13 protein-coding genes are annotated in these 14,546 nt (G+C 68.7%); 8 read left to right on the top strand and 5 right to left on the bottom strand.

Annotated elements, in window-relative coordinates; all coding sequences use genetic code 11:
• The first annotated feature begins 78 nt into the window (after positions 1 to 78).
• Genes U1T56_RS13215 through glpD form a run of 3 tightly spaced genes read left to right on the top strand, consistent with a single transcriptional unit; the run spans position 79 to position 3,148 of the window.
• Positions 79 to 801 carry a class II aldolase/adducin family protein gene (locus tag U1T56_RS13215; protein WP_418159952.1) on the top strand — a complete coding sequence of 241 codons (723 nt, stop codon included), beginning with the start codon at positions 79 to 81 and terminating at the stop codon, positions 799 to 801.
• A gap of 8 nt (positions 802 to 809) precedes the next feature.
• Positions 810 to 1,631: an HAD family hydrolase gene (locus U1T56_RS13210; protein ID WP_418159951.1), complete on the top strand. Its 822-nt coding sequence runs from the start codon at positions 810 to 812 to the stop codon at positions 1,629 to 1,631.
• Positions 1,628 to 3,148, top strand: a complete 1,521-nt coding sequence (gene glpD / locus U1T56_RS13205) for a glycerol-3-phosphate dehydrogenase (protein ID WP_418159950.1) — start codon at positions 1,628 to 1,630, stop codon at positions 3,146 to 3,148. The genes U1T56_RS13210 and glpD overlap by 4 nt, the downstream gene beginning before the upstream one ends.
• Here glpD and U1T56_RS13200 read toward each other — a convergent pair.
• Positions 3,124 to 4,182 carry a CobW family GTP-binding protein gene (locus U1T56_RS13200; protein ID WP_418159949.1) on the bottom strand — a complete coding sequence of 353 codons (1,059 nt, stop codon included), beginning with the start codon at positions 4,180 to 4,182 and terminating at the stop codon, positions 3,124 to 3,126. The genes glpD and U1T56_RS13200 overlap by 25 nt on opposite strands.
• On the bottom strand, positions 4,179 to 4,487 hold the full coding sequence (locus U1T56_RS13195; protein WP_418159948.1) for a hypothetical protein: 309 nt from the start codon (positions 4,485 to 4,487) through the stop codon (positions 4,179 to 4,181). Before U1T56_RS13195 ends, U1T56_RS13200 begins: the two co-directional genes overlap by 4 nt.
• A gap of 680 nt (positions 4,488 to 5,167) precedes the next feature.
• Here U1T56_RS13195 and U1T56_RS13190 point away from each other — a divergent pair.
• Positions 5,168 to 6,865: an asparagine synthetase B family protein gene (locus U1T56_RS13190; RefSeq protein WP_418159947.1), complete on the top strand. Its 1,698-nt coding sequence runs from the start codon at positions 5,168 to 5,170 to the stop codon at positions 6,863 to 6,865.
• Positions 6,866 to 7,015: 150 nt separating this feature from the next.
• On the opposite strand, the gene U1T56_RS13185 is transcribed toward U1T56_RS13190, so the two are convergent.
• Genes U1T56_RS13185 through U1T56_RS13175 form a run of 3 tightly spaced genes read right to left on the bottom strand, consistent with a single transcriptional unit; the run spans position 7,016 to position 9,655 of the window.
• Complete coding sequence (locus U1T56_RS13185) at positions 7,016 to 7,915, bottom strand: polysaccharide deacetylase family protein (protein WP_418159946.1); 900 nt, start codon at positions 7,913 to 7,915, stop codon at positions 7,016 to 7,018.
• Positions 7,916 to 7,952: 37 nt separating this feature from the next.
• Positions 7,953 to 8,942 carry an asparaginase gene (locus U1T56_RS13180; protein WP_418159945.1) on the bottom strand — a complete coding sequence of 330 codons (990 nt, stop codon included), beginning with the start codon at positions 8,940 to 8,942 and terminating at the stop codon, positions 7,953 to 7,955.
• A gap of 29 nt (positions 8,943 to 8,971) precedes the next feature.
• Positions 8,972 to 9,655 carry a FadR/GntR family transcriptional regulator gene (locus U1T56_RS13175; protein ID WP_418159944.1) on the bottom strand — a complete coding sequence of 228 codons (684 nt, stop codon included), beginning with the start codon at positions 9,653 to 9,655 and terminating at the stop codon, positions 8,972 to 8,974.
• Positions 9,656 to 9,944: 289 nt separating this feature from the next.
• Here U1T56_RS13175 and U1T56_RS13170 point away from each other — a divergent pair, with 289 nt between their 5' ends.
• From U1T56_RS13170 to U1T56_RS13155, 4 genes are read left to right on the top strand one after another with little or no spacing between them, the layout of a single operon-like run.
• Positions 9,945 to 11,606 carry an ABC transporter substrate-binding protein gene (locus U1T56_RS13170; protein ID WP_418159943.1) on the top strand — a complete coding sequence of 554 codons (1,662 nt, stop codon included), beginning with the start codon at positions 9,945 to 9,947 and terminating at the stop codon, positions 11,604 to 11,606.
• Between the two features lie 12 nt (positions 11,607 to 11,618).
• On the top strand, positions 11,619 to 12,566 hold the full coding sequence (locus tag U1T56_RS13165) for an ABC transporter permease (protein WP_418159942.1): 948 nt from the start codon (positions 11,619 to 11,621) through the stop codon (positions 12,564 to 12,566).
• Positions 12,563 to 13,573: an ABC transporter permease gene (locus tag U1T56_RS13160; RefSeq protein ID WP_418159941.1), complete on the top strand. Its 1,011-nt coding sequence runs from the start codon at positions 12,563 to 12,565 to the stop codon at positions 13,571 to 13,573. The genes U1T56_RS13165 and U1T56_RS13160 overlap by 4 nt, the downstream gene beginning before the upstream one ends.
• A complete protein-coding gene (locus tag U1T56_RS13155; RefSeq protein ID WP_418159940.1) occupies positions 13,570 to 14,544 on the top strand; it encodes an ABC transporter ATP-binding protein in 975 nt (324 codons plus the stop codon). Before U1T56_RS13160 ends, U1T56_RS13155 begins: the two co-directional genes overlap by 4 nt.
• The last annotated feature ends 2 nt before the right edge of the window (positions 14,545 to 14,546 follow it).

Genomic DNA, 14,546 nt, shown 5'->3' with positions numbered 1-14,546 from the left:
CGGTGCTGCTCCTGTCAAGGGGATCGGGCTCCGGGCGGAGCGGATGTCAGCCAGCCGACAGTGTGGGAGGCGTTGGGAATGGACCAGCAGGAGCTCGGTCTACGGCAGTCGATCGTCGAGGCGTGCCGCTGGATGAACGCGAGCGGCCTCAACCAGGGCACCTCGGGCAACATCAGCGTCCGTCACGGCGACGTGATGCTGATCAGCCCCTCGGGCGTGCCCTACGAGCAGCTCGAGCCCGAGGACATCGTGGCGATGCCGCTCGAGGGCGAGTACGGCAGCTACAAGGCGCGCGGCAACAACATCCCCTCCTCCGAGTGGCGCTTCCATCTCGACATCATGCGTGCCCGGCCCGAGGTGGGGGCGATCGTCCACACGCACTCGACCTACGCCACCACGCTGGCGATCGCCCGCAAGGAGATCCCGGCCTGTCATTACATGATTGCCGCCGCGGGCGGTCCGAACATCCGCTGCGCCGATTACGCCACCTACGGCACGGCCGAGCTGTCGGAAGCCGCGCTGAAGGCGCTGGAAGGCCGGACCTGCTGTCTGCTCGCCAATCACGGCATGATCGCGACCGGTCCCAATCTCGCCAAGGCGAAGTGGCTCGCGGTCGAGCTCGAGACCATCGCCAGGCAGTACTACCTCTCCTTGTGCATCGGCGGCCCGGTGCTGCTCTCGGATGCCGAGATCGAGCACGTGAAGGAGCGCTTCAAGTCCTACGGGCCGCGCCCGAAGGAGGAGGCGGCCAACGCGAACGCAGCCGAGGCGGAGCCCAAGCGCAAGAAGAAGGCGAAGTGAGCGGCGGCGTGACGACGGAACCGGCCCCCCTCGCCACGTGGCCGCTCGCCGAGCGGTCGCGCGTCGAGGTGGTGTTCACCGACATCGACGACACGCTGACCCTCCATGGCCGGCTGCCCGCCGTAGCCTATGCGGCCATGGAGCGGCTGGCCGCGGCCGGCATCAAGGTGATCCCGATCACCGGCAGGCCGGCGGGCTGGTGCGACCACATCGCGCGGATGTGGCCGGTGGAGGGCGTGGTCGGCGAGAACGGCGCCTTCTGGTTCCGCTACGACCACAAGGAGCGGCGGCTGGTCCGCCGCTTCCTCGTCGACGAGGCGACACGCCGGGAGAACCGGAAGCGGCTCGACGGTCTCGCAGCGGAGATCCTGGCGGCCGTGCCGGGGACGGCGCTGGCCTCCGACCAGCTCTACCGCGAGGCCGACCTCGCGATCGACTTCTGCGAGGACGTGCCGCCTCTGCCGGATTCCGAGGTGGCGCGGATCGTCGGGCTGTTCGAGGCGGCGGGCTGCACCGCCAAGGTGAGCTCGATCCACGTCAACGGCTGGTACGGCAGCTACGACAAGCTCACCATGACCCGGCTCCTCATGGCCGAGGCGTTCGGGATCGACGTGGACGAGGATCGCGGCCGGTTCGTGTTCGCGGGCGATTCGCCGAACGACCAGCCCATGTTCGCGTTCTTCCCGATGAGCGTGGGCGTCGCCAACCTGCGGCGTTTCCTGCCCTCGCTCGAGAGCCGTCCACGGTGGCTTACTGCGGCCGAAGGCGGATACGGCTTCGCGGAGCTGGCCGACCTTCTCCTCGCAGCACGATCGGACCATGCACGATGACGGATAGCGCGGGCCGGCCATTCGATCTTCTCGTCGTCGGCGGCGGCATCAACGGAACGGGGATCGCACGCGATGCGGCCGGACGCGGCCTGCGGGTGCTGCTCGTCGAGCAGGACGACCTCGCCAGCCACACCTCGTCCTCGAAGCTGACCCAGGGCGGCCTGCCCTACCTCGAACATCACGGGTTCCGGCTGGTGCGCGAGGCCCTGATCGAGCGCGAGGTCCTGCTCCGCGCCGCACCGCACCTGGTCTCGCCCTTGACCTTCCTCCTGCCGCACAGCCCGGAGCAGCGCCCGGCCTGGCTGATCCGGCTCGGGCTGTTTCTTTACGACCATCTCGGCGGCCGCGAGATCCTGTCCGGCTCCAAGGCCGTCCGGCTCGACGACGGCAGCGTCTACGGCGTGCCGCTCGAGCCGCGCTACTGGCGCGGCTTCACCTACGGCGACTGCCGGGTCGACGACAGCCGGCTCGCCGTGCTCAACGCCGTCGATGCGCGTGAGCGCGGCGCCGAAATCCGCACCCGCACCCGGCTGGTCACGGCAGCGCGCACGGCAGACTCGTGGCGGGTCGAGCTCGAGGACGAGGATAAGGGTGCTCGCAGCACGGTCGTGGTCCGCGCCCTCGTCAACGCCGCCGGTCCCTGGGTGCAGGAGCCGATCCGGAGCAGGCTCGGCCGCGAGAGCCGGATGCGCGTGCGGCTGGTCAAGGGTAGCCACATCGTGGTGCCGAAGCTCTACGACGGCGAGCACGCCTACAGCCTGCAGAACGACGACCGGCGGATCGTGTTCGTCATCCCCTACGAGGACCGGTTCAGCCTGATCGGCACGACCGACGTAGCCTACGAGGGCGATCCCGCCAATGTCGCCATCTCGCCCGGGGAGACGGACTATCTCTGCCGGGCCGTGAACCGCTATCTCCTGCGCAAGGTGGCGCCGCAGGACGTGATCCGGGCCTATGCCGACGTGCGGCCGCTCCACGACGACAAGACCGGGAACGTCTCGGCGGCGACGCGCGACCACGCCTTCGACCTCGAGGGCGGGCCGGGGCAGCCCGTGCTGCTCTCGGTGTTCGGCGGCAAGCTCACGACCTACCGTAAGCTCGCCGAGCACGCGCTTTCGAAGCTCCAGCCGCATCTCGGCTTCACCAAGGGCCCCTGGACCGCGACGGCGCACCTGCCCGGCGGCGACATCGCCGGTGCCCGTTTCGACCGCTTCCTGCAGGTCACCTTGCGCGCTCGTCCCTGGCTGCCCGAGAGCCTGGCCCGGCGCCTCGCCCGTGCCTACGGCACGCGGCTGGAGCGGGTGCTGGGGACGGCGCAGACCCTGGACCAGCTCGGCCGGGAGATCCTGCCCGGCCTGTTCGAGGCCGAGCTCGATTACCTGCGGCGGGAGGAATGGGCGCGCACACCCGAAGACGTGCTCTGGCGCCGCAGCAAGCTCGGGCTCCATCTGGGCCCGGAGGCGGCCACCCGCCTTCGGGGCTACTTCACGCCTCAGTCGGCCGTAGCGGCCGAATAGGCAGCCCCCGCAGCGCTCCGCCCGAGCCGGTTGAAGGCGCGGAACGAGCGCAGAATCGCCGCCCGGTCGAGCCCGCGCCCGATCACGACGAGCCGGGTCACGGGCTTGCCGTCGGGCCAGGCATCGAGATGGACCGGCTTGTGGACGAGGTGCTGCACGCCCTGGACCACGACCGGCCGGTCCACGCCCTCGACCCAAAGCAGGCCCTTGAGCCGCAGGATCTCGCTCCCGTGCCGGTTCAGGAGCATGGAGAGCCATAAGCCGAAGGGCGCCCAGTCCAGAGGCTCGTCCGTGCTCAGGCAGAAGGTGGCGATGCTGTCGTCGTGGTGGTGACGGTGGTCGTCGTGGAGAGCCTCCCGCTCGGCTGCCGCCAGCCAGCGACGCACCTCCTCGCCCTTGCGCGCAGGATCGTGGACGTCGTCGAGCAGCAGCGAGGCCGGTGCGGGCTCGTCCTCGCTCGAGCGGTGGATGGCAGCGGTAGGATTGAGCGCTGCGAGCCGGCGGCACAGCGCAGCCACCTCCTCCGGCCCCACGAGGTCGGTCTTGCTGACCACGAGCCGGTCGGCGAGCGCCACCTGCTTCAAGGCCTCGGGATGGCGTGCCAGGTTCGCCATGCCGTTCACGGCATCGATCACCGTCACCACGTTGCCGAGCTGGAAGTGGTAGCGCAGCGCCGGGTCGGCCGAGAAGCTCGCCACGATCGGCACGGGATCGGCGAGGCCCGTGGTCTCGATCACCACGCGCGAGAAGCGTGGCACCTCGCCCCGGAGCATCCGGCCGAACAGCCGGTCGAGCCCGTCGCGCAGGTCGCCGCGGACGGTGCAGCACACGCAGCCGCTCTTCAGGAGCACCACGTCCTGATCGACCTCTTCGATCAGGAGATGGTCGAGTCCGACCTCGCCGAACTCGTTGATGAGGACGGCCGTGTCCTCGAGGCTGGGCTGGCACAGGAGGCGCTTCAGGAGCGAGGTCTTGCCGCTGCCGAGGAAGCCCGTGAGCAGGTTGACGGTGACGGGGCGGTGCTCGCGGATCATCGGGCCTCCACCAGGGCTTCGACCTTGGCGATCACGGCGGGGTCGAGCGGGTCGATCGGCCGGCCCGCCAGCTTCTCGGCGGCGGGCCACAGGGCGCCGAGATGGTCCACGACCACGCTCTTGCCGGTCCGGCTCGCCAGCGTGAACCGGTTCTGCCAGTCGGCGCAGCGCAGGCCGAACGGCTCGAGCACGGCATTGGCGATCCGAACCCGGTGCTGCCGCTCGATGCGCCGCCGCTGGCTCTCGGCCCCGGACTGGTCCGTCCAGTGCTCCGCCACCCCGAACATGCCGCAAAGACCGCACATCGCCCGCTTCCATCCACTCGCGTGACCGGGGCGACTATCCCGCCCCGAAGAGGCCGGGGCAAGCCCCGTGGCCGCATCCCCGCCGGCCGCACGGTGGGTGCGGAGCATGTGGAGAGCTGCGACACGAAATATGTTAGCCTTTGCTGTAGAAGGATTTCTCGAATGTGGCTCTACAGCCTTGACGACGTGCTCGGGGTGCCGTAGCCGACGGGGCAATGGCGGTCGACTGCCACGGAGCGTCAACGGTGCGTCCATCCATGCTCGATCTCGGGACCTGACCCCGGCATCCGGCATGGCCCCGGCATCCGGCAGCCGTCTTGCCGCTGGCTCTTGCTGCTGCCTCGTGCTCACGTACACGCCGCTACCCGGAGCAGCGATCCGGCCGATGGTGGCGTGCCGGTCGTTCGATCCACGGTGCCGAGGATGAAAGCTCGTCTCGCTAGCCAAGGTGACGCGCGACAGGCATGATGGTTGAGCCGGCGCGCCGGCTCACTTACTTTCATGCTCCAATCCTGAACCCTGCGACGACGAGCACATGAACCATTCTCGTGTCGTCATCGGCGCTTTTTCTCTTCCCAGTTGCCGACATTCCGGGTCTTGCAATCCTGTCTAGCTATTACTGCCGGCCTGATTATCATCTAGCAGCTATTCTGCCAGAGCTCGACTATTGGGATCGCCAGATGCTGATCGATGCGCATACTCAGCCAACCATGTTGTTCGAGACCGGCCTGCGCTGGTGGCGCGGCGAACGGTTCACGATCGGGTGGAAGGGGCACCTCTTCCGGCCGGGTCTGCCCGCTGACGTTCCTTCGGTCGAGGCGATCGCGGCCGAGCTCGAGCGCCAGCCGCTCGCGGCCGTGTGTGCGAATCTCGCCGGCGTGTTCGGCCTGTTCGTCTGGGACGGATCGCAGCGAAGCTGGCAGGTGGCCTGCGATCATACGGGCCTGTTCTCGATCTTCCACGACGGGACGTCGCTCGCCGGAACGAGCTTTCTCGACGTCGCCGCGGCCTGTGGCGCCACCCCGGCCGAGGTCGATCCCGACCGCATCGCCGAGTTTCTCGTCCAGGGCATGCTGTTCGATCACCGCACGCTCGTCCCGCGCATCAGGCTGCTCGCCGGCTCGCAGGTCCTGCGGCTCGCCTGCGACGGGTCCGGCACCCGGCTGACCCTCGAGGAGAAGCGGTTCGGCCAGGATCCCGTCGTGCGGGACGCCGAGTTCCTCGTCCGCCACGTCGACGACCTCGCCTGCTCGCTCCAGGGGCGACGGGTGAGCATCGACATCAGCGGCGGGTTCGATTCGCGGCTCCTCGCCTGCCTGCTCGACCGGCACGGCGTCGTGGCGGAGGCCGCCGTCTCGGGCGAGCCCGGCTCGGCGGACGTGGTCCTGGGCGGCGAGGTGGCGAAGCGGCTGCGCCTGCCCTTCTTTCCCACGCGCCACGATCTCGCCGACCTCGAGCGCGAGCTGCCGACCGTGTTCCGCGAGGGTGGCGGGCTCGTCGATCTGTGCAAGTTCCACCGCGACCGGCAGACGGCGCTGGCGCGGCGCGCGCGTGGCGTGGAGGTCTTCGTCCACGGCGGCGGCGGCGAGTTCCTGAAGGACTTCTATTTCCACCACGAGTTTCCCTTCTACGGCCGACGCGGGGCTTCGCTCGAGCGCTTCTACGACCTGCGCGTGGCACCTCTGCGGCTGCCGCCCGGACTTCTCGGCGTCCGCGGCCGGGAAGGTGCCAGGCGCGCCCGGGCCGAGGCGCTCGCCTTGTTCGAGCGCTACCGGGCCGGGACCAATCACGAGACCTGCGATCGCATCTCGCTGTTCGTCCGCCAGCCGCAGGTCTTCGCCGGGCAATTCTCCGGTTACATCCATCTCGGCCTCGACGTGGCCGCACCGTTCCTCGAGCGCGCCAACGCGCTCGCAGCCTCGAGCCTTTCGCCCTGGTCGCGCTGCATGGAAGGCTGGCACCGGCGGCTGATCACGCGCTTCCGGCCCGATGTCGCGGTCCTACCCACGACCGAGGGCTACAGCGCCTCGGGCCGGCCCTTGGACCGGCTGCGCGATCTCGCGAGCCATGCCCGGAACGAGGCGCGTCGGGCCGCGAACAAGATCGGCCAGCGCGTGGTCGGCCGCACGCTCCTGCCCAAGGCCGGCACCAACGAGCTCGATGCGCCCGGCTTCATCCAGCGCCTGCGGGCGACGCGCCGGTTCCACGAGGCGGTCGGCCGCCTGCAGGATCTCGCCGTGCTGGGCCCGAGCGTCACGCCCGCGGCGGTCCCGGCGGGCTATGTCGGCCGGGTGCTCGCGGTCGGGATGTGCCTCGAGCACCTCGAGCAGAGCGCAGGCCACCGCCCGCAGCCGAAGACCGCCGCGGCGGCAGCCTAGCATGGGCGATCGGGGTGCTCACGCTGCCGGCGGCTGTCCTGCCGCTGGCATCGTCGACGCGCTCGGCATCTTGCCTTTCGTGCTCGAAACGCCCGGGGATGGACCCGCGCAGGGGCGTGGCGAGCACCCTTGCGCGGGGCGAAGCCTAGCTCACGACTGCGGCCGCTCCTTGCCGCTGCGCGGGTAGCGGCGGGCGAAGTCGTCGGCGATCTCCTCCATGGTCACGAACTTCACGCCGGGGAAGCGGTTCATGTAGGCGAACAACCGCTCCAGCATCATGAGGGCCTGCGGCTTGCCGCAGACGTCGGGGTGAATGGTGAGCGGGAAGACGGCGTAGTCGTACTCGCGGTAGACCCAGTCGAACTGGTCGCGCCAGATCTGCTCGAGGTCGTGCGGGTTGACGAAGCCGTGGCTGTTGGGCGCGGCCTTGATGAACATCATGGGCGGCAGGTCGTCGAGATACCAGGAGGCCGGGATCTCGATGAGATCGGTCTCCTCGCCGCGCTGCAAGGGCTTCATCCAGGCGCTCGGATGCTGGCTGTAGTCGATCTTGGTCCAGCTGTCGCCCACCCGCACGTAATAGGGGTGGTAGTCGTTGTGCATCAGGCTGTGGTCGTACTTGATGCCCTTGCGCAGGAGCAGCTCGTTGGTCTTCGCGCCGAACTCCCACCAGGGGGCGACGTAGCCTCTGGGCTTCTTGCCGCACAGCTTCTCGATCACCTCGATGCACTTGTCGAAGATCGCCTCCTCCTGCTCGGGCGTCATGGCGATCGGGTTCTCGTGGCTGTAGCCGTGCATCCCGATCTCGTGGCCGGCCTCGGCCACGGCCTTCATCTGCTCGGGGAAGGTCTCGATCGAGTGGCCGGGCATGAACCAGGTGGTCTTGATGCCCCAGCGCTGGAACAGGCGAAGGAGGCGCATGGAGCCCACCTCGCCCGAGAACATGCCGCGGCTGATGTCGCAAGGGGAGTCCTCGCCCCCGTAGGAACCGAGCCAGCCGGCGACGGCATCGACGTCGACGCCGAACGAGACGAAGATTTCCTTGGCCATGTTGCCTCCTTCTTTTCTCAGCTTGGCGGTAGGGAACCTAGCTGCCCATCGCGGCGATTGTCTCCGCCAGATCCGTCACGGCCGGACTGCCGAGCAGGACGGACAGGAGCACGCGCGCTTTCAGGCCCGAAAGGTCGCCCGCGAAGATGGCGCCCGCGGCCGCCACGTCCTTGCCGCCGCCGTCGCCGTAGATCGGGAGCACGCGCCCTTGCGGGCAGCGCGAGGTGACGACGACGGGCACACCCCGCTCCACGGCCTCGCGGATGCCGGCAACGACCTCGTGGTTGGCGTTGCCGCGGCCGAACGCCTCCAGCACGAGGCCGCGGGTGCCGGTGTCCAGCGCGCAGCGGATGAAGCGGGCGTCCGAGCCCATGACGAGGCGGACGAGGTCGATCCGGGGCTCGATGCGGTCGACGGCGAAGGAGCGGCGCAAGGTGGGGCGGCGCTGGACGACGACGCGCTCACCGTCGACCTCGCCGAGCTTGCCGTGCTCGCCGGACCAGAACGTGCCGACCCGGGACGCGTGGAGCTTGGTCGCGTCGCGCGCGGCGTGGAGCTCGCCCTCGAACACGATCATGGCGCCCAGGCCCCTCGCCTCGGGTGCGGCCGCGACCCGGATCGCTTGCGCGAGGTTCCGGGGACCGTCGCTGTCGGATTCCTGCGCGTGGCGCTGAGCACCGGTGAACACGACGGGCTTCTCCGAGCCGACGACGAGGTCGGCGAGGTAGGAGCTCTCCTCCATCGTGTCGGTGCCCTGGGTGACGACGACACCCAAGATCTCGGGGTCGGCCAGGAGGCTGGCGGCGCGCTTCGCGATGCGGAAAGCGATCTCGAGGTCGAAGCGGAAGCTGTTCACGTTGCAGAACTGCTCGACCGCGACCTCGATACCCGCCGGCGCGGCATGGCCGCAGGCGCGCATGGTCTCGACCAGCTCGACCCCGGTGGCGGCGGCGACCGCGTGGCCGGTCTTAGGATCGACGCGCGAGGCGATGGTCCCGCCGGTGCCGAGGACGACGACCTTGGGCATGGCGCTAGAGCCTCCCTTCTCGTTGTGGTTCAAGCACCGGCATCGACGACCTCCACCCCGACCCGATCGGCGGCACGGCCGATGTGGACGCGCATGTAGTAGGCGGCCCCTTCCGGGTCGTGCATCGCGAGCGCCTTCAGGATGCGCTCGTGCTCGACCACGGGCTCCCACACCCGGCTGCGGCGGGCGAGCGGCAGCCTTTGGCTGTCGAGCACGATCCGATGGTAGGTGTGGTGCAGATCGGCGAGGAGCCGGTTGCCCGAGCAGACCGCGATCAATTCGTGGAACTCGAAATCGAGCTGGGCGGTCGAGACGAGATCCATCTCGCGCGCCGCCGCCTTGAAGGCGCGCAGGTTCTGCTCGAGCTGCTCGAGCTGCCCGTCGGTGACGTAGCGCGCCGCCAGCGCCGCGGCGCTGGGCTCGGCGATCAGGCGGAACTGGTAGACCTCGGCGGGCGTGTAGCGGGCGCCGTAGCGCCAGGCACCCACCGCCTCGCCGTCGCTTCCGTTCGCGGGCGCAGCCACGAAGGTGCCGCGCCCCTGCTCGATCCGGATCAGGCCCAAGGTACCCAGAATCGAGAGCGCCTCGCGCAAGGAAGCGCGGCTGACCTGCAGATCCTCGGCGAGCCGGCGCTGCGAGGGCAGAGGCTGGCCCGGCGCCAGCTCGCCCGAGCGCAGCATGGCCTGGATGCGCTGCAGCACGGTCTGGGTCACCGGGGTGCGCGGTCGCGCATCCGTCGCGGCCGGAGCCTCTGCGCTGCTGCCACTTTGCCGGTCTGATGGACTCACGCCGGTCTGACCACTTTCTGGGTTCCCCGATCTGCCCGCATGGGTGAGCACAGTTTCGAGCTCATGGCAAGTAAAGCGTTTTCAGGGCGAATTCGACCTTGACGCCCGCCAGCCACGGCATCTTAATCGAGCGCGAGAACAAGAAAGGTCTGACCAGTGGGGATGCTCGGGCGGCCCCACGGCATCGAACCCATGCGCGACGCAAGGAGGCATCATGTCGGAAGAGGCTCGTCGTCCCCGACTCCATCTCGACCGGCGACGGTTCTTCGAGACCAGCTCGGCCATCGCCGCGGCGGCCGCGATGCCGCGCATCCTCTCGATCCCGCGAGCCCTGGCTCAGGCCGGCTCGACCATGGTGGTGGCGGCACCTGCCACACCGCAGAGCCTCGACTGCAACTTCGACGTGAGCCTCGGCACGTTCGAGGCGATCGCCGCCCTCTACGACGGGCTCCTGGGCTTCAACAAGATCCCGGATCCCAACGTGCCGACCGCCTTGCGCGAGGACATCGCGTACCACGCCGACAAGCCCGGCGGGGTCAACATGTACGGCAAGCTCGCCGAGAGCTGGGAGCTCGACCCGCAGGGACGCTGGGCGCGCTTCAAGCTGCGCGAAGGGGTGAAGAGCAATTGGGGCAACGAGCTCACGGCCGAGGACGTGAAGTGGACCTGGGACCGGGCGTTCGCGCTCGGAGCCTTGGGCGCCTTCTACACCAAGGTGAGCGGGCTCACGAAGCCCGAGGACGTGCGGGTCGAGAGCAAGTACGTCGTCTCGTTCAACATCGACGCTCCCAACCCCTTGCTCCTCAAGATCCACACCAACCTCTACACCCCGGTCTACGACAGCAAGAAGTGCAAGGAGGTCGGTGGCGGCGACGATCCTTGGGCGCGGAAGTTCATCGAGAACAACAGCGCCGGCTTCGGCCCTTACCAGCTCCAGCAGCTCGTGCGCGGGCAGCAGGCCGTGTTCAAGGCGCGGTCCGACTACTATGCCGGCAAGCCCGCGATCGACACGGTGGTGTTCAAAGAGGTGCCGACCTCGGCGGCGCGCGTGCAGCTCCTGCGCGGCGGGGCCGTGGACATCGCCCAGTACCTCCAGCCGCTCGAGATCATCAGCCTCAAGGGCGTGCCGAACGTCGCGGTCGAGACCGTGCCGGCCTCGTTCATGATCTGGATCGAGCTCAACGCGAAGATGGCCCCCTTCGACAAGGTCGACGTGCGCCGGGCCATGAACTACGCCTTCCCGCAGGCCGACGTGATGAAGTCGGTGTTCCAGGGCCTCGCGAGCCCGCTGGATGGCTGCATGCCCAACATCTATCCGGGCTACGCCGGCAAGCTGGTCGACTATTCCTACAATCTCGACAAGGCGAAGGAGCTGCTCGCCAGGGCAGGCTACGGCGACGGCTTCAAGACCTCGCTCGCCTACAACGCCGGCGACCCGGTGCAGGAGCCGATCGCCATCATCTATCAGACGTCCTTGCGCCAGATCGGGGTCGAGCTCGAGCTCAAGAAGGTGCCGGCGGGCTCGTTCTACAACGCCGTCACCGAGCGCAAGCAGCCGATGATCTTCTACGTCGACAGCCCGTGGTGCCCGGACCCCGGCTACTCGCTCACTCTTTATTTCGACAGCAAGTCGTACGTGAACTACAGCAATTACAGCAACCCCGAGGTCGACGGGCTGCTGGCCCAGGCGGCATCGACCGCCGACGACGAGATCCGGCTCGAGGTGACGAGGAAGGCGCAGGCGATCATCATGGACGAGGCGCCCTGGACCTTCGTCGCCTACCCGAATTACACGATGGCGCGCAAAGCCAACCTCAAGGGCTGGACCTACTACACCTCGAACAACATCCGTTTCCAGGACTTCAGCCGCGCCTGAGCAGGAAGAAGGATGCAGCCTGAAGCCGTCATGACGGGCAAGGCGGGCGGCGGCGGCAACCGCCGCCTCGCCTTTTTCCTCGCCGTTCTGCGCACACACCCGAGCTTCGCGTTTGGCTACGCCATCGTCGCGACCGTGATCGTGCTGGCCGTCCTCGCCCCCTGGGTGGCGCCCTTCCCGCCCGAGGTCGCGGACCCCACGGCCTTCCTGCAGCCGCCGGGCTGGCCGCACCTCATGGGCACCGACGCCACCGGCATGGACGTGCTCTCGCGCGTGCTCTGGGCACCCCGGATCGATCTCTCGATCGCAATCCTGGGCACGCTGCTCTCGGCGGTGATCGGCGCCACGCTGGGGGCGCTGGTCGGCTACTATCAGACGATGGGCAGGGTGGCACGGTTCGGCGCCGGCTTCGTCATGCGTGCGGCCGACGTGCTCCAGGCCTTTCCCGTGTTCGTGTTCGCGATCGCTCTCGTCGCCGTGTTCGGGCAGAGCCTGCAGTCGATCGTGCTGGCGATCGCCTTCGTCAACGCGCCCATTTACTTGCGCCTGATGCGCACGCAGGTGATGAGCATCCGCACCATGCGCTACGTCGAGGCGGCCTGGCTCGCCGGGCTCTCGGACGGCCGCATCATCGCCCGCCACATCGTCCCGAACGCCATGGCACCGGTGCTGGCCCAGCTCTCGGTCAACGTGGGCTGGTCGGTGCTGCTCACGGCCGCGCTCAGCTTCATCGGCGCCGGCGTCAAGGCGCCCACCCCCGAATGGGGCAGCATGATCGCCATGGGCTACCAGAACATCGTCACCGGCCACTGGTGGCCGTCGATCTTTCCGGGCCTGGCGCTCGCCGTCACCGTGTTCGGCTTCTCGCTCGTGGGCTCCTCGATCGAGGTCCTGTCCGATCCCGCCCGCCGCCGCCGTCTCGCGAGCCGGCTCGAGGCCGTGCGAGGAGGCGCCGCGTGACGCTCCTCTCCTATCTCGGCCAGCGCCTCCTGTTCGTGGTGCCGCAGCTCGTCGGCATCCTGTTCGTGAGCTTCCTCATGGTGAAGCTCATCCCGGGCGATCCCGCCGTTTTGATGCTGGGACCGTTCGCGACGCCGGAGGGGCTGGCGAAGCTTCGGGCCGAGCTCGGCCTGGACCGCTCGATCATCGAGCAGTTCCTGATCTATCTCGGCAAGGTGCTGCACGGCGATCTCGGCATGTCGTGGCAGACCACGCTGCCGGTGACCCAGGATCTGGCGCAGCGCTTCCCGGCCACGCTCGAGCTCGTGACCCTGGGTCTGTTCGTAGCGCTCCTGATCGGCATCCCCTTGGGTGTCGCCGGTGCCCGCTACAAGCGGGGCTTCCTGCGAGCCGGTGCCGACTATTACGGCCTGCTCGCGGGGGCTTTGCCCGACTTCTGGCTGGCGCTCGTGCTGATCTACGTCTTCTACACGCTGCTCGGCTGGGCGCCGGCCCCTCTGGGCCGCATCGATCTCGCCATCCTGCCGCCCGAACCGGCGACGGGTGCCCTTCTGATCGACAGCGCCCTCGCCGGCAACGGAGAGGCTTTCCGCAGCGCCGCCGGCCATCTCGTACTGCCCGTGCTGACCTTGGGCCTCATCAACGCCGGACCGATCCTCAAGATGACCCAGGCCACGACCGAGCGGATGCTGGAAGCCGATTTCAGCCGCTATGCCGAGCTCTGCGGCCTGCCGCACCGGGTCGTCGTCCGCCAGGCCTTCCGCAACGCCCTGCCTTCGGTGATCACCATCGTGAGCGTGCTCTACGGCTTTCTGATCGGTGGAGCCGTCCTGGTCGAGATCGTCTTCAGTTGGGGCGGGGCCGGCCAGTACGCCGTTCAGGGCGTGCTGAACGCCGACCTCAATCCGGTCCTGGGCTTCGTCCTCTACTCGGCCGTGCTGTCGCTGTTCATCTATCTCGTCGTCGATCTCGTCTATTTCTTCATCGACCCGAGGACGCGCGGATGAGCGAGCCCGTGATCGACGTCGAGGGGCTCGAGGTCGAGTTCCCGCGCTACGGCATGCCGCCGGTGCGGGCGGTCAAAGGCCTGGATCTCGCGATTCTGCGCCAGGAGATCGTGGGCCTCGTGGGCGAATCCGGCTCCGGCAAGACCACGCTCGCTCGCGCCATCATGCAGCTCGTCCCGCCGCCGGGCCGCATCGCCGGAGGCCGGATCCGCTTCGAGGGCCAGAACCTCGCCGCCCTCGACCCCGAGCGCCTGCGCACGCTGCGTGGCCGCTCGATGGCCATGGTGATCGCGAACCCCAGGAGCGAGCTCAATCCGCTGCTCACCGTCGGCCAGCAGATCGGCAACGTCCTGAAGTATCATACCGGCCTCGGTGGCAAGGCACTGCGGAAGCGGGTGATCGACATGCTGAAGGAGGTCCGCATTCCGGACCCGGAGCGGCGCTACGATGCCTACCCGCACGAGCTCTCGGGCGGCATGGCGCAGCGCGTGGTGATGGCGATAGCCCTGATCTGCGAGCCCCGCTTCGTCATCTCGGACGATGCCACGAGCGGCCTCGACGTCACGGTGCAGGCACAGGTGCTGGAGCTCCTGCAGCGCCTGGTGGAGAAGCACCGCACCGCCATGCTGTTCATCACCCGCGACATCGGCATCACGGCGCATTTCTGCGACCGGGTCGCGGTGATCTATGGCGGCGAGATCGTCGAGATCGCACCTCGCGCCTCGTTCTTCGCCAACCCCGTGCACCCTTACACCGTGCTCCTGCTCGCGGCCTTCTCCCACAACCCGCGGCTGCGGAGCTACTGGCTGAAGGAGGCCGAGCCCGCCACGGACACGCGCCCCGCCGAGCGGGGCTGCCCGTTCGCGCCGCGCTGCGTGCGGGCGCAACCGCACTGCCGCGCCGAGCATCCCGTCTTGCGGGAGCTGGCGCCGGGCCACTTCGTCCGCTGCCATTATCCGGTGGAACGCTGACC

It is taken from the genome of Benzoatithermus flavus (assembly GCF_037908215.1).
Taxonomy (GTDB): domain Bacteria; phylum Pseudomonadota; class Alphaproteobacteria; order Geminicoccales; family Geminicoccaceae; genus Benzoatithermus; species Benzoatithermus flavus.
Note: the sequence above shows the minus strand (reverse complement) of the source record. Positions and strands in the feature narration are given on the sequence as shown.

Bases quoted from the DNA above. Each gene is read 5' to 3' on its own strand.
- U1T56_RS13215 (WP_418159952.1), top strand. From the start codon at position 79: ATGGACCAGCAGGAGCTCGGTCTACGGCAGTCGATCGTCGAGGCGTGC.
- glpD (WP_418159950.1), top strand. From the start codon at position 1,628: ATGACGGATAGCGCGGGCCGGCCATTCGATCTTCTCGTCGTCGGCGGC.
- U1T56_RS13200 (WP_418159949.1), bottom strand. From the start codon at position 4,182: ATGATCCGCGAGCACCGCCCCGTCACCGTCAACCTGCTCACGGGCTTC.
- U1T56_RS13195 (WP_418159948.1), bottom strand. From the start codon at position 4,487: ATGTGCGGTCTTTGCGGCATGTTCGGGGTGGCGGAGCACTGGACGGAC.
- U1T56_RS13190 (WP_418159947.1), top strand. From the start codon at position 5,168: ATGCTGATCGATGCGCATACTCAGCCAACCATGTTGTTCGAGACCGGC.
- U1T56_RS13185 (WP_418159946.1), bottom strand. From the start codon at position 7,915: ATGGCCAAGGAAATCTTCGTCTCGTTCGGCGTCGACGTCGATGCCGTC.
- U1T56_RS13180 (WP_418159945.1), bottom strand. From the start codon at position 8,942: ATGCCCAAGGTCGTCGTCCTCGGCACCGGCGGGACCATCGCCTCGCGC.
- U1T56_RS13170 (WP_418159943.1), top strand. From the start codon at position 9,945: ATGTCGGAAGAGGCTCGTCGTCCCCGACTCCATCTCGACCGGCGACGG.
- U1T56_RS13165 (WP_418159942.1), top strand. From the start codon at position 11,619: ATGCAGCCTGAAGCCGTCATGACGGGCAAGGCGGGCGGCGGCGGCAAC.
- U1T56_RS13155 (WP_418159940.1), top strand. From the start codon at position 13,570: ATGAGCGAGCCCGTGATCGACGTCGAGGGGCTCGAGGTCGAGTTCCCG.